This is a genomic window from Paenibacillus liaoningensis (assembly GCF_059609455.1).
In genome coordinates, this window is record NZ_JCAALU010000005.1 from 170,710 (window position 1) to 189,882 (window position 19,173).

17 protein-coding genes are annotated in these 19,173 nt (G+C 47.8%); 15 read left to right on the plus strand and 2 right to left on the minus strand.

The window, feature by feature from the left end:
* Positions 1-13 precede the first annotated feature (13 nt).
* The 9 genes from AC6B99_RS08605 (at position 14) to AC6B99_RS08645 (ending at position 10,876) form a co-directional block, all read left to right on the plus strand.
* Positions 14-2,344: a PEP/pyruvate-binding domain-containing protein gene (locus AC6B99_RS08605; RefSeq protein ID WP_496663194.1), complete on the plus strand. Its 2,331-nt coding sequence runs from the start codon at positions 14-16 to the stop codon at positions 2,342-2,344.
* Complete coding sequence (locus tag AC6B99_RS08610; RefSeq protein ID WP_496663195.1) at positions 2,311-2,970, plus strand: gamma-glutamyl-gamma-aminobutyrate hydrolase family protein; 660 nt, start codon at positions 2,311-2,313, stop codon at positions 2,968-2,970. Before AC6B99_RS08605 ends, AC6B99_RS08610 begins: the two co-directional genes overlap by 34 nt.
* Positions 2,948-3,721: a class I SAM-dependent methyltransferase gene (locus tag AC6B99_RS08615; RefSeq protein ID WP_496663196.1), complete on the plus strand. Its 774-nt coding sequence runs from the start codon at positions 2,948-2,950 to the stop codon at positions 3,719-3,721. Before AC6B99_RS08610 ends, AC6B99_RS08615 begins: the two co-directional genes overlap by 23 nt.
* Positions 3,722-3,738: 17 nt before the next feature.
* Positions 3,739-4,476 (plus strand): phosphocholine cytidylyltransferase family protein, encoded by a 738-nt coding sequence (locus tag AC6B99_RS08620; RefSeq protein ID WP_496663197.1) that lies wholly within the window; start codon positions 3,739-3,741, stop codon positions 4,474-4,476.
* Positions 4,477-4,496: 20 nt separating this feature from the next.
* The gene (locus tag AC6B99_RS08625; RefSeq protein ID WP_496663198.1) at positions 4,497-5,552 is read left to right on the plus strand and encodes a hypothetical protein; all 1,056 of its coding nucleotides are present in this window, start codon (positions 4,497-4,499) and stop codon (positions 5,550-5,552) included.
* Entirely contained in the window at positions 5,549-6,064 is a 516-nt protein-coding gene (locus AC6B99_RS08630) for an adenylyl-sulfate kinase (RefSeq protein WP_496663199.1), read from the plus strand. Before AC6B99_RS08625 ends, AC6B99_RS08630 begins: the two co-directional genes overlap by 4 nt.
* Positions 6,065-6,098: 34 nt before the next feature.
* A complete protein-coding gene (locus AC6B99_RS08635) occupies positions 6,099-6,908 on the plus strand; it encodes a helix-turn-helix transcriptional regulator (protein ID WP_496663200.1) in 810 nt (269 codons plus the stop codon).
* A 172-nt stretch (positions 6,909-7,080) separates the two neighbouring features.
* On the plus strand, positions 7,081-9,303 hold the full coding sequence (locus tag AC6B99_RS08640) for a helix-turn-helix domain-containing protein (protein WP_494858757.1): 2,223 nt from the start codon (positions 7,081-7,083) through the stop codon (positions 9,301-9,303).
* A 163-nt stretch (positions 9,304-9,466) separates the two neighbouring features.
* Complete coding sequence (locus AC6B99_RS08645) at positions 9,467-10,876, plus strand: phosphodiester glycosidase family protein (RefSeq protein WP_494857887.1); 1,410 nt, start codon at positions 9,467-9,469, stop codon at positions 10,874-10,876.
* Between the two features lie 206 nt (positions 10,877-11,082).
* Here AC6B99_RS08645 and AC6B99_RS08650 read toward each other — a convergent pair whose 3' ends face one another.
* Positions 11,083-11,367, minus strand: a complete 285-nt coding sequence (locus AC6B99_RS08650; protein ID WP_496663201.1) for a hypothetical protein — start codon at positions 11,365-11,367, stop codon at positions 11,083-11,085.
* A gap of 215 nt (positions 11,368-11,582) precedes the next feature.
* Between AC6B99_RS08650 and AC6B99_RS08655 the strand changes: the two genes are divergently transcribed.
* A complete protein-coding gene (locus AC6B99_RS08655) occupies positions 11,583-12,629 on the plus strand; it encodes an HRDC domain-containing protein (protein ID WP_494857890.1) in 1,047 nt (348 codons plus the stop codon).
* 408 nt (positions 12,630-13,037) lie between these two features.
* A complete protein-coding gene (locus tag AC6B99_RS08660) occupies positions 13,038-13,499 on the plus strand; it encodes a chemotaxis protein CheX (protein WP_056030374.1) in 462 nt (153 codons plus the stop codon).
* 98 nt (positions 13,500-13,597) lie between these two features.
* On the opposite strand, the gene AC6B99_RS08665 is transcribed toward AC6B99_RS08660, so the two are convergent.
* On the minus strand, positions 13,598-14,239 hold the full coding sequence (locus AC6B99_RS08665; RefSeq protein ID WP_496663202.1) for a DUF2625 family protein: 642 nt from the start codon (positions 14,237-14,239) through the stop codon (positions 13,598-13,600).
* Positions 14,240-14,388: 149 nt separating this feature from the next.
* Here AC6B99_RS08665 and AC6B99_RS08670 point away from each other — a divergent pair, with 149 nt between their 5' ends.
* The 4 genes from AC6B99_RS08670 to AC6B99_RS08685 all read left to right on the plus strand — a co-directional run bounded on the left by AC6B99_RS08670 (position 14,389) and on the right by AC6B99_RS08685 (position 19,033).
* Positions 14,389-15,162, plus strand: coding sequence for an SDR family NAD(P)-dependent oxidoreductase (locus AC6B99_RS08670; protein WP_056030368.1), 774 nt, complete (start codon positions 14,389-14,391; stop codon positions 15,160-15,162).
* Between the two features lie 26 nt (positions 15,163-15,188).
* Positions 15,189-16,727 carry a DEAD/DEAH box helicase gene (locus tag AC6B99_RS08675; RefSeq protein WP_496663203.1) on the plus strand — a complete coding sequence of 513 codons (1,539 nt, stop codon included), beginning with the start codon at positions 15,189-15,191 and terminating at the stop codon, positions 16,725-16,727.
* Positions 16,728-16,994: 267 nt separating this feature from the next.
* Positions 16,995-17,747, plus strand: coding sequence for an ABC transporter ATP-binding protein (locus tag AC6B99_RS08680; protein WP_496663204.1), 753 nt, complete (start codon positions 16,995-16,997; stop codon positions 17,745-17,747).
* Positions 17,744-19,033 carry an ABC transporter permease gene (locus AC6B99_RS08685; protein WP_496663205.1) on the plus strand — a complete coding sequence of 430 codons (1,290 nt, stop codon included), beginning with the start codon at positions 17,744-17,746 and terminating at the stop codon, positions 19,031-19,033. The genes AC6B99_RS08680 and AC6B99_RS08685 overlap by 4 nt, the downstream gene beginning before the upstream one ends.
* The last annotated feature ends 140 nt before the right edge of the window (positions 19,034-19,173 follow it).

A 19,173-nucleotide genomic window follows, 5' to 3' on the forward strand; every position in this document is an offset into this window, starting at 1 on the left:
GGGTGATAGTGGGTTGATCCTATTCGGTACAAAATCAGAAACGTTGGAGAGGCTTGAGAGACTAGTCAAGTGTGCAATCGTCCTACCCCAGCTTCAATTTACCGCCTATGAGTGGCGTTATCGCCAATCGGAAATTTTAGACAGCCTTAAGCAGCTTTCATGGTCGGGGGCGCCACTCATTGTACGAAGCAGCGCGGCTTGGGAGGATGGAATTGCCGCTTCCTATGCGGGACGTTATGATTCCGTTCTTGACGTGAATGGAGAAAGCGAAGCCATACAGGCCGTTAACAGGGTGCTTGCATCCTATCAAGACGAGGATCCGGTCCATCATGTCTTCATACAACCGATGCTTCCATATGTTGCGATCAGCGGCGTCGCCTTTGGCGTCAACCCTAATAATGGCGGCCATTATATCGTCATCAACTACGATGATGTCAGCGGCGCAACCGATGCTGTCACCTCAGGCACAACCAATCATCTTAAAACCTATCATTATTTCAAGGGCTCGCCACTGCCTGCAGTGAGGCCACTGAATCAAATTGTTGACTTGATGGATGAACTGGAGCACATATTCGAAACACCCAGGCTGGATATTGAGTTTGCAGTGGACAAGGCGGGCAAGCTGTATCTTTTTCAAGTTCGACCCTTGTTATTAACCTGCGATTTAGCAAGCCTTGACTATCAATCCGCGGTACTAAAACGGATCTATGACAAAGTAGGACAAGGTCAAGCGAGGCAGCCGTACCTTTATGGACACAAAACGGTCTATGGTGTCATGCCAGACTGGAATCCAGCCGAAATCATCGGCATTCGGCCCCGGCCGCTCGCGCTATCGCTGTACAAAGAATTAGTGACGGACAGCATATGGGCCTATCAGAGGAGTCGATACGGATATAAGAATGTCAGGAGCTTTCCTCTGCTCATCGATCTGGGAGGGTTTCCATATATCGATGTAAGAGTCAGCTTCAACTCCTTTTTGCCAAAGGAGCTGGATGCCGAATTAAGCGAGAAGCTCCTGAATTATTATATGCAAAGCTTGATCGATAACCCCCAGAATCATGACAAGGTCGAGTTTGAGATCATATTTTCTTGTTTCACCTTCGATCTGGATACCAGATTGGAGATACTCTATGAGCATGGATTCACAAAGCCGGAATTGAAGCAGCTTAGTCTTTGTCTGAAGGATCTCACGAATCATATCGTATGTACGGAAAATGGCTTGTTACAAAATGATCTGAGTAAAATCAACGAGCTGGAAGCAAGGCGTTCGGAATTGCTGGACAGCTCAATCGACAAGGTTTCGAAAATTTATTGGCTGCTGGAGGATTGCAAGCGTTATGGTACGCTGCCATTCGCCGGACTGGCAAGAGGGGGATTCGTAGCGGTACAAATGCTTCGATCCCTCGTCTCCATTGGTATTCTATCGGAAAGCGACTACCATCGTTATATGAGCAGTCTGGAGACAGTCAGTACACAAATCAGTATGGATTACGCTCAGCTAGACATGGAGGAATTTCTAGCGAAATATGGACATTTACGACCTGGAACCTATGAGATCTGTTCGCTTCGTTATGATGAAGCACCGGATCAATATTTTGAATTTTCTTCGTCGCGCGAGCTTAACCGTGTGATAGAGAAGCCATCCTTCTTTCTTTCGCTTGCTCAATATAAACGGATTCAGGCTTTGCTGACAGAGCACGGTCTATTAGACGGCAATGTGCTTGGACTATTTGACTTTTTTAAGACCGCGATTGAGGGAAGGGAATATTCCAAGTTTGTATTTACAAAAAGCTTGAGCGAGGCGATTCGGCTATTCGGCCAATTGGCGGAGGAATACGGTATTTCGAAGGAGGAGGCTTCCTTTGCCAATATTGAGGTGATCAAGCGGGCTTACGAGTCAGATTGCGATATACAGGACTTGCTGCTGAAGAGTATTAAGGCTGGCAGACAAAGATATGAGGCGACCTTGCAGCTGGAGCTGCCGCCATTGATCACCGAGCCGTCTAATGTATGGTTTTTCAGTCAACCGGAGCTTGAGCCGAATTTTATTACCATGAATCAGGTAACCAGCAAGATTGCATTTTCGGATGAAGATCATGAAAGCTTGCGGGGAAGCATTTTATTTCTTCCGAGTGCCGATCCCGGTTATGACTGGATTTTTTCCAAAGGAATCGCTGGCCTGGTAACGATGTACGGAGGCGTCAATTCACATATGGCTATTCGTGCTGGCGAGCTGTCGATTCCCGCGGTAATTGGAGTAGGAGAAAATTTGTATAACCACTACGGCAATGCCAAGGTGCTTGCCATCGATTGCGCGGGAAAAAACATAAGGATCATCCAATGATTATGATTGGCATTACGATGCGTGTCGAAGAGGTAGCGAGCCGTGGTGAGCGAAGAGACGCTATTGACCAAAGCTGGATCAATCTGTTAGCCACCTGCGGCTATATGCCGATTCTACTGCCGAATCATTTGCCAACCGTTCAGGAAATGCTGCGCAGTCTGCCGATTAGAGGCATGATTATGACGGGAGGCAACGATCTTTTAAAGTATGGCGGGAGGTCACCGGAGAGGGATGAGGCAGAGCGATTTCTCATTCAATATGCATGTGACAGCGGCATACCTTTGCTGGGCGTATGTAGAGGCATGCAAATGCTTCAGGATTTCTGGGGCATTGAACTGGAGAGAATCGAAGGCCATGTTGCGGTGCATCATGCTGTGCACACGAACGAAGGCAGCTTGAGTAAAAACAGCTATCATCGCTACGGAGCCCGAAGGACTGTGGAGAAGCTGGTTGTAACCGCAAGGGCTGCCGACGGGACCATTGAGGCGGTCATGCACAAGCATGCCAGCATCAAAGGAATTATGTGGCATCCAGAACGGGAAATGCCGTTCGAGCCAAACGATATGAGCATGATAAAACAATTATTTGGAGGAGAGAATGAAAATGAATACGATGATGCACGGTGATTTTACTTTGCTTGCCAAACAATATGTCAACCGACCAGGTTATTCGGAAGATATTCTCCATGCGCTGATGTCGCATACAGGGGCAGCTAGCGAGGGTTTTGTGGCAGCAGACGTAGGTGCGGGAACGGGGAAGTTAACCGAAATACTGGCCAAGCTCGGGCTGAGGGGTATAGCGGTCGAGCCTAACGATGCGATGCGGGAAGAAGGTATTCGTCTGGATGCTTGCAATAAGCAGTTTGCTTGGCAAAAAGGTTTTGCGGAGGAAACGGGCCTAGCGAATGATTCGGTAAACTGGGTGTTTATGGCCTCTTCCTTTCATTGGACAGATCAAAAGCAAGCGCTAAGCGAGTTTCATCGTATCTTGAAAGAAGGGGGACATTTTACAGCTTTATGGAATCCGCGGGATGTTGAGCGAAATGAACTGCAACAGCAGATTGAAAGCATAATAAGACACTATGTCCCTGATTTAAAGCGTGTTTCATCTGGCTCTCATAGCCACATGAGCGGCGTCGAGGAGGTGCTGCTATCTACGGGGCAGTTCGATCGCTTAATATTTATGGAGGCTCCACATACCGTTGTTATGACAAAAGAACGTTATTTAAACGCTTGGCGTTCAGTAAATGATATTCAAGTGCAAGCGGGGCAGATTCTGTTCGAGAAGATTATGGACGAGATTAGCCTATGCTTAAGCAACATTGATGAAATTGAGGTGCCTTACAAGACAAGAGCTTGGACAGTCCAAGCGATATAGGAAGCGGGTTGCATGAGATGAAAGCTATTCTATTGGCGGCAGGACGTGGAAGCAGATTAGGCTCCCATACCCTGCATGAGCCGAAATGCCGCACCATGCTGCTAGGCAAACGATTAATTGATCGACAGCTTGAAGCGTTCCACGAGGCTTCCATCCGCGATATCGCGATCGTCCGCGGATATATGGCGGGTAGGATACAAGTGGCTGGAGCAACATACTTCGAGAATAGGGATTGGGAACGAACGAATATGCTTGCCAGTCTGTGCTGTGCTTCCGATTGGCTGGAGCGCGAGCCTTGCATCGTTAGCTATACCGATATCGTCTATACGTCTGAGGTTATTGAGCTTATGCTGGGCGCAGATGAAGATGACGATATTGTCATTCCTTACAATATCAACTGGCTTCCCTTATGGGAAGCCCGATTCCTTAATCCGTTAAGCGATGCCGAAACGTTCAGACTGGGGAGCGACAGCCGAGTGATTGAAATCGGCGGTAAGCCAGCAACTCTTCAGGAGGTGGAAGGGCAATTCATGGGGCTGCTCCGTATTTCGCCAAAGGGGTGGCGGTTGATTCGGCAATTTCTCTCCATACAGGATCAAAGACTAGTGGAGCGCATGGATTTGACGGCTCTGCTAGCCGGATTAATCGAACAGGGGATTGCCATTAAGGCAATTCCTTATCGCGGACTATGGTTAGAGGTTGATCACGAATCAGACCTGCTGCTCTATGAGAACGAGTATGGAGACAGGCTATAAACCGGAAGGAGGGATTTACGGTGTTCCAACTGGATTTTGTACCCTATAACAAGAACCGAATTGATTGTTACTGGAATAATGTGATCGCCATTTTAATGACGAGGGATTCGGCATTCGAATGCCTGGTCCCTCTCATTACATCGCAATACGAAATAGAGATTCCGAGGCGTGAATTAATAACTGACGCAGCTTACAAGGAAAAACAAGAGAATGGGGAACTTGTCCCGTATATGACCAGGAATTTGCCAGACGAACTATACGATGAATATTTTCAGAAAGTAGAATTGTCACTCTATAGAGATACCGATGTAGTCGAGCTCGTCAAAGGTTATTTGAATGAGGGCATGTATTGTATTCTGAGATTGAATCGTTTCCATTTTCCCTTCTGCCTGGAATGCCGTAAAACGAATTTGATTCATCCCGTTTTGATCTATGGGTATAGCGATGAGCTATCCACTTTCTATATGGTGGAAGACTGCATTCCACCAGGAAATATCATTAAGCATGAATTAAGCTACCAGGATTTCCAGCTTTCCTATGATTCGATTCCCGCAGATCAGTTGTTTGGATTGGGGCTGCGCGCTATTAAGGAGCAGCTGGATCCGCAGTTTCCTTACAGAATCATTCAGTCGAACATCGAAAAACAGCTTTACGGCGAAACTATCGTAACGGAGGAAAAGACGATAAAGAGAGGTCTAGGTGTATTGAAATACCTTCGCGATCAGTTTAGTGAGATTACTCTCACTGCCAATGCCCTGAACTCCAGTGTGACTCACCGACTGACATACTCGTTATTTTATCAGGAACGCAATCTAATGCTGATTGACTACTTGCAAAAGCAAGGTATATTCGATCGTAATGACTATGATGAATTGCATAAGGGTTTTACTGATCTGTACAACAATTGGACGTTAATCCGAACCAAGGTCGTTCAATATTATGTCAAGCCGGATCGGCCAGATGCGCAAGCCTATGCATTGACTATGCGGCCTTATTTGGATGCTTGCATGAAAGAAAGCGAACTTCTAATGAAGCTGCTAGATTGCTTGAATAGAGCCGAGGAGGAGACGAGTTGAACGAATCGGGCCGTGTTTATTGGATTACGGGACTTGCGGGCTCAGGGAAAACCACAATAGGTAAACAAGTATATAATCGGTTGAAGGCACAAAGCGATGCAGTTGTTTTTCTTGACGGCGATATGCTGAGGGAGGCTTTCGGCCATGATCTTGGTTACTCTATCGCTGACCGACATGCAAGTGCCATGCGTAATGCAAGGATGTGCAGGATGCTGGCTTTGCAAGGGTTGGATGTGGTATGCGCGACGATCTCTATGTTCCATTCCTGTCGGGCCTGGAACAAGGCGAATATTTCGTATTATTATGAAATCTACTTGCGCGTATCCAAAGTTACGCTAATTGCTCGTAACCAGAAGGAGCTGTATACTGGGGCTTTGAATGGACAGGTACAGGAGGTTGTTGGTATGGATATGGATTTTGAAGAACCATCGCAGCCTGATTTAATTGTCTACAATGAGGAATCTGCTTCTTTAGAAGCAATTGTTAATCAAATCTTGAAGCTGCCTGAATAATCGGGAATTGGCGGAGAGACGGAGGAACAAGGCTATGTTGAAGATTCAATTCTATTCCTTAATATCTCAACAGTCGATTACGATAAACAGGAAGTCGCAACGGCCATTGCAGCTAATCCAAGGGGATCAAATCATGCTGCTGCTGGCGCTTAACCCAATGGAGCTTATGCAGGAGCAGCGATCCATTTCTTTAGGTAGAGAGGAGATTTTGCTTGCTACCGGGCCACTGTGCATCGCGCCGCAGCATGATCTTACGATTAGCTATAAAGGGATTGTCTACAATATAGAAGGTGATCCCTCAGACGAGAAAGCGGAGTGGACGATTTCAATTACCAAACCGGCTGATCGGGAAATGGCACAGCAGCTATTGAAAAAGCCTGTTCAGACTGAACAGGATATCCATGCATTAGAGCGGTATCTTCGATTATTTATCCAGTCGAATCCGATAAGCAAAGTATGCGGAATGGAATCAGCCCGCAGGTCATATGAACAGGTCGACAAACGTATAAGTTTCGTTTATCGCTATATGCTGCTGCATTATGAGAAGCCGCTTACGCTTCACGACCTTTCGAAATTAGTAGGCTGCCATCCCGTCTATTTGAGCAGCGTGTATACGAGAGTGTATCAGGTATCCCCGATGCAGCATTTGCAGCAGATTCGTATGAGAAAGGCTAGCGTGTTTGTGCGAAGCACGACTATGAAAATGAAAGAAATCGCTCATTCGATAGGTTATGTATCCAGTTCCCAATTTGGCTCCATTTACAAACGTTATTATGGCGTTTCGCCGAATCGGGATCGCGTAGCGGCCATGATGAAGACGAATTGGATAGAACCCCATTATTGAGCCTTGCCATACGTCCCATGTCGATGGGGCGTTTTTTGTTGGAACTATACTTTACAAAGTACAAACTATAGGCACTCATCTTTTCTTTATTTTCCATATTATATATAATTGAGAAGGAGATTGGGCGATAGGTTAGACTGTCCGCAGAATGGGAGTGTTTTCTGTGAAGAAGATGAATTGGTATTACCGTATGATACTATCCTATACCTCTATTTTCTCTGTCGTCATTTCCTCCCTCCTATTTATTTTTTTTATGGTGCTGCATCACGATTCGGATAATAAATATATCGAGACTAATCAAGCCATTCTGGAACGGATGGTATATAACACGGACGCCAGCTTAAAGCTGATCGAACGAAATATGGCCAGCGAGCTCTTATCGGATAAATGGCTGCAGAAATTTTACTCAGAACGTCCAAAGACAGCCTTTGACGATTTTGAGATTCAGAAAAAATTAACGGAAATGAAAGCTTCCTTTCCATTACCTAATTCGATATATATCTATAATGAAGCTGAACAACGAATCATTTCCGATTCAGGTACATACTCCCTCCAATCATTTGGAGATATCTCCTTCATTCAGGCTAATTATGCGCAATCCACGACTGAGAAATGGACAGTCCCGCGATTAGTAGATGAATGGGGCTTCGACGAGAACTCGCAGAAGGTTGTTTCGCTCATGAAGCATTATTATCATGGGAATAAGAAGCAGGGCGCTATCGTTGTTAACGTGAAGGTTAACTCTATCTTGGATCATTTAAACAGCATAAGTGAAAGCGATTACAGTTCGTTTGGATTAATGGATAAAAGAAATTTTGATCTTGCAAATTCGAAGGAGGGGATAACTGACTCCACGAATATTGTTTATTCTGAATATACAGGCTGGGCATACTATTCGAGTAGTGCAGCTGATAAAAGTTATGCAGCGTTATCTGTTTTTTCCGGCAGATGGATGTTAATCGTGGTCATTATTATCGTATTGGCCCTTGCTGGTTTTACTCTAGTAACACATATTTACTATAAACCGATTCAAGCCATCCTCAATAAGATGGGGCAATGCTTCATGAGAAAAAGTGAAGAGGTCGGCGTTAATCATGTGAAAAACGAATTCACGTTCATTGAAATGGCATTGGATCAGCTGCTTAAGAAGTCCTCAGACTATGAAAGCTTGTATAAGGAAGATAGTCTGCTTCGTCAGCAACGTCTATTCTACGATTTGCTGGCAGGGCATCAGACCTTGACCGACAAGCAGTTCGAGACCCAAATGACTGTTCTTAACATGCCGTATCTATTCGATCGCCTCGGTGTCATCATCGTTGAAATGGATTATTATACACGTTTCACGGAAAAGTATAAACCAAGTGATCAGCAGTTGCTCAAATTTATTATAGAAAACGCTTTTCACGATTTAGGACAGCAGTATAAGCTTTTTGTTTGGCATGCTTGGATGGAGCCGAATCGTATTGCGTTTGTTGTTCATCAATGCAAGTCAGAAACATCGGTTTTGAAATCTACAGCAGAGCTTGCGAGTGAATTTCAAGCCTGGATTGGGCACAATCTGGAGTTGACGGTAACGATAGGAATTGGTGCAGACTCAGATAGCATTGAGACAATCGCGGAATCGTATCGCAATGCTAAGGAGAATGTTTGTTTAAAGCCGGTTATAGGAACGAATACGGTGATTGATAATCGTGTAAGCTCAGGAAAAGTTAGTATTGACAAGTACGCCTATTTGCAAGCAATAGAGAGTATTGTACATTCGTTCCGAAAGAATGAATGCGATTGGAATGAAAAACTGATACAGCTGTTCAAGCAGCTAAGAGAGATGAGATTTGACAAACAGGAGATGTCTGCGTTCGTTCAAAGCTTTGTAATGCAAATGGAGAAAGAAATCAACGTATTGTATCCGGGAATTCAACAAATATGGAAGAATGAATTTCTGTATAAGTTCACAGAGCTTTGTAATCATCCGGAGACGTTGAACGAGCTTGAGGAAGAGCTTATGAGCACCATGTCGGCATTCGAAGCGATTGCAGCTCAAGATCGTCAAGCTAGAAGACATCATAGTATCGCTTTCCAAGCCAAAAGCTATATCGATACGCATTTTGCTGATCCTGTTCTTTCTCTTTCGGGGGTCAGCGCCTATCTTAAACTTCAGCCCAGTTCATTAAGCCAGCTTTTTAAGGAAGAGCTAGGCGAGAAATTTATTGATTACGTTCTGAGAGTCAGGCTTGAATATGCGAAACGTTTATTATCCGAGACGGATGAGCCGATTCAATCCATTGCGGAGCAGATTGGTTATCAGAACGTCATTTCATTTTACAGAGCATTCAAAAAGATTCAAGAAATTCCTCCAGGAGAATATCGAAACATACATCGAGTCCATTCGAAATGATGAAGGAAGCGATCTATTCTTCAAAAGAATTTGGAGGTCAGACGAAGCTATTTGCCTAAGGAATAGACAAAGTTGGACTAAATGGTTCACTTGTTCCCTAGTTCTGCCGATATAGGTATAAGAGCCTAATTTTGGAGTTGAATAGGGAGGACTAGAAACAGCAATGAAATCATTAAACCAGTCATCATGGAAAAAAAACATGCAGCGCACTGCCTTGGTCGGCGGAGCGGCAATTCTGCTGCTAAGCTCGGCGGGCGGCGAGACGGCCTATACCTTGGGCGGTGCGGCATATGCTGCTGAAGCACAATCGACAGTGAAAAATGTGACAATCACATACCCGGCATCCGCCGTAACGGTTGCGCTGAATGAAAGGCTTCCGCTGCTCGCGAAGCTGAAGCTGTCAGAGCCGGTGGCGCTGCGGTATGAATCAGGCAATGGCGCGGTAGCGCGCGTGAACAGCGATGGCGTTATTATCCCTGTTGCTGCAGGGAAAACTAAAATCCGCGTTCATGTGACTTCCGCTTCCTATAAGGGCAAGCTTGAGCTTCCGGTAACGATCCGCGGAGCATCAACTTCTTACAAGGCTGTAGCGGCTTCGAAGCGCGTATCCGCAGGGGGACGTTCCTTCAACGTTCAAACCGTAGCGATTCCTAAAGGAATGCCCGTAACAGCAGGCTTGTCTAGCAGAACGGTCGGGTTGACGCAGGGCTTATCTGGAATTGCTTCATTGTACAATGCAGCGGCCGCAATCAATGGCACGTATTTTGAATCCTACGGCGGCATTCCTGAGCCTTATGGCAACATTATTAGCGATGGCGTTGTCGAGCATATTGGAAATACGGGTACGAGCATTGGCTTTCAATGGGACGGGTCGGCGCTAATGGACACGCTGCAGGTGAAGATAAGCGGCAAAGTAAGCAGTGCCGGGAAATCCTCGCAAAGCTGGTACGTGTATTTCGTTAATCGGACACCTACTCCAGGCAGAACGGCAGCCATCATGTATACGCCGAAGCGCGGAAGCAAAATCGGCATGACCACAGGCTCTGCCGTAACGGTGAGCAAAGGTGTCGTCACGAAGGTCAGCAAAAATACGAATGTCGAAATTCCGAAGGACGGATATGTCCTCTTCTTTACAGGTGAGGAGGAGCATTTGGCGAGCCGTTTCCAAAAGGGCAGCTACGTTGACTACACCGTCAGCTATAACGATGTTTCCGGCAAAGCGATTGACTGGAGCGAGGTGCATACCGCAATTGGCGCGGGTCCGCGTCTAGTGAAGGATGGCAAGCTGGCCGTTGATCCGGCGAACGAAGGTTTCGTGAGCCCGAAAATTTTGACCGATTCTGGCGCGCGAAGCGGAATTGCGATTATGAATGACGGTTCGATTTTGCTAGTTACAGTTCCGGCTGCGACGATAAAGCAATGGGGACAAATTATGGTCAGCTTAGGGGCTAAGCAGGCGATGAACTTGGACGGCGGCGCATCTTCCGGCCTGTATGCGAACGGCAAGCAAATTACGCCAGCCGGACGCGAGCTCAGCAATGCGCTTGTATTCAGCTCCTTGCCGAAATGGTAACGGCTGCTTCCAAGCTCCTTAATGGACAGCTTGACAGCACAACTATGACAGCATAGTGTGAAAAAGACTGTGGCCTGCATTGAAGCGGCAATAGCCAAAAAAGCGTTCAGCGAGACGTCGTCTCGCTGAACGCTTTTTTTCCGTTGCTAGTTGCTTTCCGGCTGTAGGTAGAACTTGTCGAACAGGCTTGAGCACATTAGCCGTCTCTAGCTTTGTTCCTCTTCTTCTGTCTCGGAGGAGAGCACAAATTCATCATCCGCTCCGGGATATTCACGTTTCAAATCGGCATGCAGCGAGCGGTTTTCATAGCTGAAACGGTTGTTAGGGCGCTGGTCTTGGCGCCAAGGCGAGCTTTTGCCCAGCGGAAGGCCTGGCCGCTCCGCTGTGTAAGGCCCTTCAGGGAATTCCTCCGGCACGAGGTCATTTCGCTGTGATTCTACGGTAGAGACATCGGTGGAGCGTTTGCGGTCTTCTTCGGTAAAACCGTCCATGTGGATCATCCTTTCCTAGTCCATCTTGCAATTACAACACCCGCGCTTTCATTGTTCCCTGTTCACAGGGCATCATGCAAAACATAAGGTTGCCGCCGTATATAAAGGCTTGTCAGATTGAAAATCATATGATAATATACTGCTAATCGAATATTTGAACGTGAGGAAGCACCTCTCTATTGCTCTGGTTGAGCTATGGGGAGGTGCTTTTTTTTATGTCCTTTTATTCGAAAATGAAGCAGACTGGGAGAGATGAGAAGATGCAAATTTTCTTTTTGAACACATTTGAAAAATCCTCGATGGAGGAGGGCGTACAAACTGCGCAATTGTCAATTTGTGAACATGAGGGCATATGGTCGGTGCTTTGGGCCGATGGCGAGCATACGGCAACTGCACCTGATGTCTGGTTTGAAGGCATCTCCTGGGAGGACATGCTGCTCGCCTTCCGCCATGGGGTGGCAGTACGAATGGGAGAGGGCTATACGCCCGTCATCGAATCTATGCTGGAAGGCCGGCGCAATACGGGAATGGGAAGCTTGCAGGCTATGGTGCAGTGTTATGGCGAGCTGAATGCGGATCAAGCCTTGTTTGAGCAATTAAGAGATTGGCGCAGAGCTAAAGCAGGAGGAGAGAAGAGGTCAGCTTACCTTGTTGCAACGAACCGGATGTTATGGATGTTCAGCACGTTTGTACCGCATACGGCCGAGGAGCTGCTGCAAATTCCCGGCTGGGGAGAGAGCAAGCAAAATCGATATGGGGCTGAAATTTTAGCGATTACAGAGAACCATGCGCGTGAAACCAGCTTTCCGCTCGACTGGGTAGAGCAGCAGCTGGACAAGGCAGATTTTACGAGGTGGCTGTACAAGCAGAAGGAAGTGAAATTCAAAAACGAGATGGACAAGCAGCTGCAGAAAAAGCGGATTATCAGCTGTTTGAACAGCGAGGAGACACTGGAGCAGCTAGGCGCAGGCCTCGAGCTGTCGCGCAGGGAAATAATGGACAGAATCGAGCAGCTTGAGGCTGAAGGCTATGATGTTGAGCCGCTTATTGCACGCGAGCTGCTGCATATGCCAGAGTCCGAGCAGCAGCTTGTCTGGGAAACGTTCGAGCAGTCGGGCGACCGTTACTTGAAGCCCGTGCTTCAGCAAGTTTACGGGGCTGAGGGCATGAAGCATGAACAGGTGGACATGCTGTATGAACGGCTGCGGCTGCTCAGAATCCGTTACCGCAAAGCTCATGCAAACCAGGCGCAAGCAATATAAATTCAGTTCGTTAAAGGATGGCGGGAGAGAGCTTCACCGGATTGGATGAATCAACGGGTGGCGTGTTATTCGTTATTTGTCCGAAGGAGTCGCGAGCCCGCCATCTGGCCAAATGGGCTGCGCATAACGCATATGCCTATTGCGATCCAGAATATGGTGCAAAGCAAAGCCGATTACATAGCTCTTTTACCTCGTTCATCTAGTACTTTATGTCCGAAAATAATAGGGGTCCATGCGTTTTGCACGAAAAAACCTCCAAATTGGATTGTAAAGCAATTGAAAATGAACATAAACTCATAGGTCTTAAGGTTCAAAAATGATAAAAATAGTATACTTGTCCTATTTATGAAAGTATAATGAGGTATATAAAAAATCGCGATCTTTGTCGAAAAGGAGCGTATTCCCGTTATGAAGGCTGAGTATATTAATCCGTTTCTTGAAGCGGCAAAAAGTGTAATTGAGCAGGTCATCCAGATAAAGCCATCGGCAGGGCAATTAGGCTTGAAAGATGTTAAATTCGTTGAAAATTACATTTGGATACAAATCGGCCTGAACGGACAAATGAACGCTGTTATCGTTTTTGGACTAAGCGAATCGGTAGCGATGAAGATGATATCGGCTATGATGGGCGGCTTCTCGATTTCTGAAATTGATGAAATGGGCAGAAGCGCCATTTCTGAGCTTGGCAACATGATTAGCGGGAATGCGAGCACGATGTTATCGAATCAAGGCGTCCATGTAGATATTACACCGCCGAAGGTTATTCAGTCTGCTGCAGCTGCTGGTTTTAAAGCACAGCAAGCATTAACCGTTCCGCTCCTTATGGAGGGAATTGGTGAATTGGATATTCAGGTGCTGGTAGCATCGTAATCGTAACGGCGAAAAACTCCTTCGGGAGTTTTTTTACATGTATAAGGTTTGATATAAGAGCTGAATTTATATTTTCATCTTTTTGCAGGCAAAGCTTTCTACGGCTGGGATAAAGTATTTAATGATTTGCCCATTTCCTGATGCAGCTCATAAAGCTCGAGTACGCTTACGGGCTTTTTGGATGCTTGCTCAATATTTTGCCCTTCGGCCGTCCATAGGTAGGGGAAGATGGAGAAGGCCTGATCGCCTTGTATCGTTTGGGAATCCACAATCCAGCTGTCCCAGCGCATGGTCTTGTAAAATAATTGGAGATCGCCATTCAACGCCCAGCCTATGAACTCGGAATAAGTACATTCGGTATCTTCCCATTCAAGCGTATCAGGCGCCATATAAAAAACAGTTTTAAAATTGGAATGAATGGCGAAGAAGCCGCCAACTAGATCATAGGCTACGACTAAAATATTTTGAATGGGACTGTTCCATGTTGCTAAAGAGCCTGAAAGCCGCTCATTTCCTGCCCCTAATATTTTTAACCAGCCATAATCGACAAGTATTCCTCCGCATTCCAAGGCAATCGCGCCCAAATAGGAGCGATTCGTAACTTGCAGGTGCTCCAGCGTTTTTCTGCCATTATCGATCGAGCAGCTTACTATAGTAATGGGATTGACGGCTTCGGATACAAGGCTTTGAATTTCTCCCCATGCGTCCTCCGGCACCATTAATTCCTTGTAGGATTTCATTTTGTTTAACCTCCCTTTCCCTATTATTGTACTGAGGTAGAGGCCTATTGTCCAAAATCAAAAAATGGCGTGAGCCTATGCAATGTTTTGCAAAGGTTTCTTTGCTTAAAATGCCCTGATCAAGTAGAATTAGCTTTAGGTGATGACGGATGTTAAATGGCAAAGTTGTGCTTATTTCCGGCGCTTCCAGCGGGATTGGAGCGCTTGCTGCAAAGCAGCTTGCGCGGCGCGGCGCCATTGTGGTGCTGACCGGACGAAATGTGGAGAAGCTGAAAGCGCAAGTGGCAGAAATCGGCAGTAATAGCTCCTATTTTCAGATGGATGTAACGAGCATGGAAGATGTGCAGCAGGTCATTCAATCTGTCCTGCAAAAGCATGGGCGTCTCGATATTTTGATTAATAATGCTGGTTATGGACAGTTCGAATATTTTGAGACGATGCCGGTCGAGGCATTTGACCAGATGATGGATACGAATTATATGGGTATCGTTCGCTGCACGAAGGCAGTGCTGCCATATATGCTTTCCCAAGGCAGCGGTCATATCGTAAATATTGCCTCACTCGCAGGCAAGATCGGCTCAGCCAAGTCAACGGCCTACACGGCAACGAAGCATGCGGTGCTCGGCTTTACCAATTCGCTGCGGATGGAGCTGCGGGGCAAAGGGATTGTCGTATCGGCGGTTAATCCCGGACCGATTGACACGCCGTTTTTCTCGCTGGCAGATCCGTCAGGCAATTATGTGAAAAATGTCAGCTTCTTTATGATGAAGCCCGACTATGTAGTCAAAGCCATCGTGCGGCTTATTGAGCGCAGGAAGGCGGAAATTAATTTGCCGAAATCGGCGGCGTTTGGCATTAAGCTGTATCAGCTTTTTCCACGTCTAATTGACCGAGTATTCGGCGGTATGCTGGATCGAAAATAGTGTTTTGAACAAGAGAGGACTCGAACATGAGTAAGCAAAATTGGTTGGATTTAGGTTTAAATGAACAGCTGGCGGAAGCGCTAGTTGAAGAAGGTATCCAGGAGCCTACTGCGGTGCAAGCAGAGGCCATTCCCGTACTGCTCGGAGGGCAGGACGTTTCTGCGCGTTCGCAGACAGGAACAGGCAAGACGCTGGCGTATTTGCTGCCTTTGCTCCAGAAGCTGAATGCCTCGTCGAAAGAAATTCAAGGCGTCGTTATTGCTCCTACGCAGGAGCTGGCTATGCAGATCGTGCGAGTAGCTGAATTTTATGCGAAGCCGCTGGGCCTCCGTGTACAGCAGCTAATTGGCGGCGCAGCGCTCAAGCGTCAAGTAGAGAAGCTCAAGCTGCATCCGCAAATTGTCATCGGTACGCCAGGACGTATTCATGAGCTGCTTAAGCTGCGCAAAATCAAGCTGCATGCGGTCAATCAGGTCGTAATTGATGAAGTGGACCAAGTTTTCCAGCTGAGCTCGACGCGTGAAGTGGAGACGATACTTTTTGCAATGGGACAAAATCGTCAGATCGCTTTTTTCTCGGCGACTTATCCCGAGCAGATGGCCCGCTTTGAAGGCCGCTGGATGAATGAGCCGTACCGCATTCAGGTTGCGCCTGAGCATCGCGTATCCGAGACGATTACGAATTATTATTTCGTATGCGACAAACGGGACAAGCCGGATATCGCCCGTCGCATCATTCGGATGCTCAAGCCCAAATCGGCATTGCTGTTTCTGAATGAGACGGATACGATTTCAAACTGGGAAGCGAAGCTCAGCTATGAGGGGTTTACGGTAGAGGCGCTTTACGGCGATGCTGACAAGCAGCGTCGTGCTGCTACGCTTGCGCGCTTCCGCGAAGGCGCATGCCAGCTATTGCTTGCGACCGACGTTGCCGCGAGGGGACTCGATATCGAAGGCTTGCCGCTCGTTATCAACCTGGAGCCTGCGCTTGATGCCGATCATTATGTGCACCGGGCGGGCCGGACGGGCCGTATGGGCCGCACGGGAACGGTTATTTCCATTGTTACGCCGCAGGAGCATTTTATTATGGACAAGTTCCGCAAGCAGCTCGGCATCGATCTTCCAGAGAAGGCGATGTTAAGAGGCAAGCTGGTTACACCTGAGGAAGCGCGGAACGATAAAGCCTCATTCAAACGCTCGGATTATACGGGAGCACCGAAGAGCCGTCAGGCATCGGGCAGCGACTTCGCGCAAGGAGAGGCAGCGAGAGGCGAGAGGCCGCGTGGCGAGTTCAGACAAGGAGCCGGCGGGAAAGCACCGCAAGGCGAGAGACGCCTAGGCGATGTTCAGCCAGGCAGCCGCAGAACGGATGCAGCAGGCTCTGCAGCGCAGGCAAGAACAGCGGGAAGCGGCGTTGCCGCAGCTAACGAGCCGCAGAAAGCGGCTGTTCAGGCAAAACCGAAGGCGAAGGTGCTGTCCAAGCAGGAGCGCCAGAAGAAGAGCAAGGACAAAGGTGCGCCGAAATGGCTGAAAGCGAAGCGCGAGTCGGGCGATACGAAGGAATAAGCCTTTAAGCAAAAATAAGTTTATAATGCAAGCCCCATCTCCAGCATAATGGAATGAAGAGGCAAGCGAGCGCCCAACCATTATTTTTGGGTGCTCCGCAAGCCGTTTTAGCTTCAGCCATTAGCGGAAGTGGGGGCTTTTTTTAATTATAAGCAAAGATCTGAAACGATTCTGAACCGATACGGATGGGAAATTTTGAATTTTGCCTTGAAATTCGGTATGCTGAATAAGCGATATTAATTTTATAGTTATGAAGGTGAATAGATAATGATAGAGCCCGTATTGGAAGTTGCCAATTTGACAGGAGGATATAGTCCGCGCCGTCCTGTTCTGCATAATGTGTCGTTCCAACTGCATCCGGGCGAAATGGTCGGCTTAATTGGCCTTAATGGCGCAGGCAAAAGCACGACGATTAAACATATTCTCGGCTTGATGAAGCCGCAGCAGGGTGAGGTTAAGGTTGGCGGCGTCAAGCTGGAGGATGATCCGGACCGCTACCGCTCTGCCTTTGCGTATGTGCCGGAAACGCCGGTGCTGTTCGACGAGCTTACGGTTGAGGAGCATTTGCGCCTGACAGGAATGGCCTACGGCGTTTCTGTTCAGGAATTTGATAAGAAGCGAATGGATTTATTGAACGAGTTCCAAATGAATGCGAAAAAAGGAGCTTTTGCCGCCCATCTGTCCAAAGGGATGAAGCAGAAGGTCATGATTATGAATGCGCTGCTGTCCGAGCCGCCATTATATATTATTGACGAGCCGTTTCTTGGGCTGGACCCGCTCGGCATTCGCTCCTTGCTGGAAAGGCTTGTAGAAGTGAAGCAGAATGGCTCGGCTATTTTGATGAGCTCGCATATTTTGGCTACGGTCGAAGCTTATTGCGACAAGTTTATTGTGATGCATCATGGGCGCATCGTTGCCAGCGGAACGCTAGCCGATGTATGCGAAGCGGCGGGCATGGCGATGCGCGGCGGAACGCTGGAGGATGCGTTCTATAAGCTCGTTGCAGGAGACAAGCTATGACGGCGAAATCGCAAGCAGCTAATCCCGAGCAGCGTCAGCTGAAGGAACAGGCGATGCAGCAGTTGTGGAAAAAACGTGCGCGAAGCTTCCGCCAGGAGACGCTGCCGTATTTTCGCTATATGGGACAAAGCGGCTTCCCGCTGTTTCTCTCGTTGTTTGTCATTACCGGAGTGCTTAGCTATTTCAAGCTGATTCGGGACGTGCCTGCTGATTTTCCGACCACGCTGGTTGGCATAGTCGCACTAGTGCCCGTGCTTTGCTGGAGCCCCTTCCGCACCTTTCTGCAAGCGGCAGATGTCGTCTTCCATATGCCGCAGGAATCAGCGATGCGCCGTTATTGGGGGCTTTCCTTTAAGCGAAGCATAATCGCTATGGTCGCTTTATGCGCCTTCCTGCTGCTTGCTTATTGGCCTATATACAGGCAGGGCACCGCTCCAGCGGATATGTGGCTGCTGGTATTGGCTGCGGCTGTGCTTCGTTTTGCCAATACAGCTGCTGCATGGCGCGAGCGTCAGCTGGCCTGGAGCGGCATGAGAGTGCTGTTTCGAGTAGCTCGCTGGGGAGCGACAGCGCTTGCTTGGGCGGGGATGCTCACCCGTGCGCCGCTGTATGCAGGAGGCTTTATTATTTTGCTCATCCTGCTATTTGCCCTGCTGTACAAGCTTCCGAGCCGATTCGTTATCCCTTGGGAACGGCTAGTCGAAGAAGAGTCGGCGACGAGAAGAAGGTATTACGTCTTTTTCGGTTTGTTTATTGATGTGCCTACGATGCCATCGCGAACAGCCGGCCGAAAATATCTTTCCTGGATCATGAACTTTATTCCGTATCGCCGCCGCTTTACTTACGATTATTTATATGCGGCTTCCATGCTGCGAATGGAAATGGGAGGCATTTTGCTAAGGCTGCTCGTTCTGTTCGCACTAATTGCCTATTGGATGGCGGAAGCGGTTTGGCTGTCCGGCTGGGGGGCTGCCTGTGCCTATGCGGTATTTATGCTCATTGTCGGGGCCCAGCTTGGCGGACTTCGCCATACGCATCGTTATACGGTATGGCGGCATGTTTATCCGCTTCCTGATGCCCAAAGGATGGAAAGCCTCATCCGGCTTGACCGCTGGACGATGCTCATCATTGCCGTGCTTATGTGGCTTCCGTCATGCATTATGCTGCTGCGTGCCAACTGCCTGCTGGCTGCTGCAGCAGCGCCGATTGCAGCACTCGTCTATGTGCTTGCGATTCGCCCGCTGAGGCTGCGCCGCGCTTTTGCCGCTGATGCGGAAGAAGATTAGGGCGCTGCAACTGCCAGATGGACCTATGGCATCTGGCTGCCCATTATAGATGACAGCCCCGCTATAGCGGTGACAAAGCAAGCAAAAAACGTCCAAATCCACTGATAAAGGTGGGTTTGGACGTTTTTTACTGGTCATTT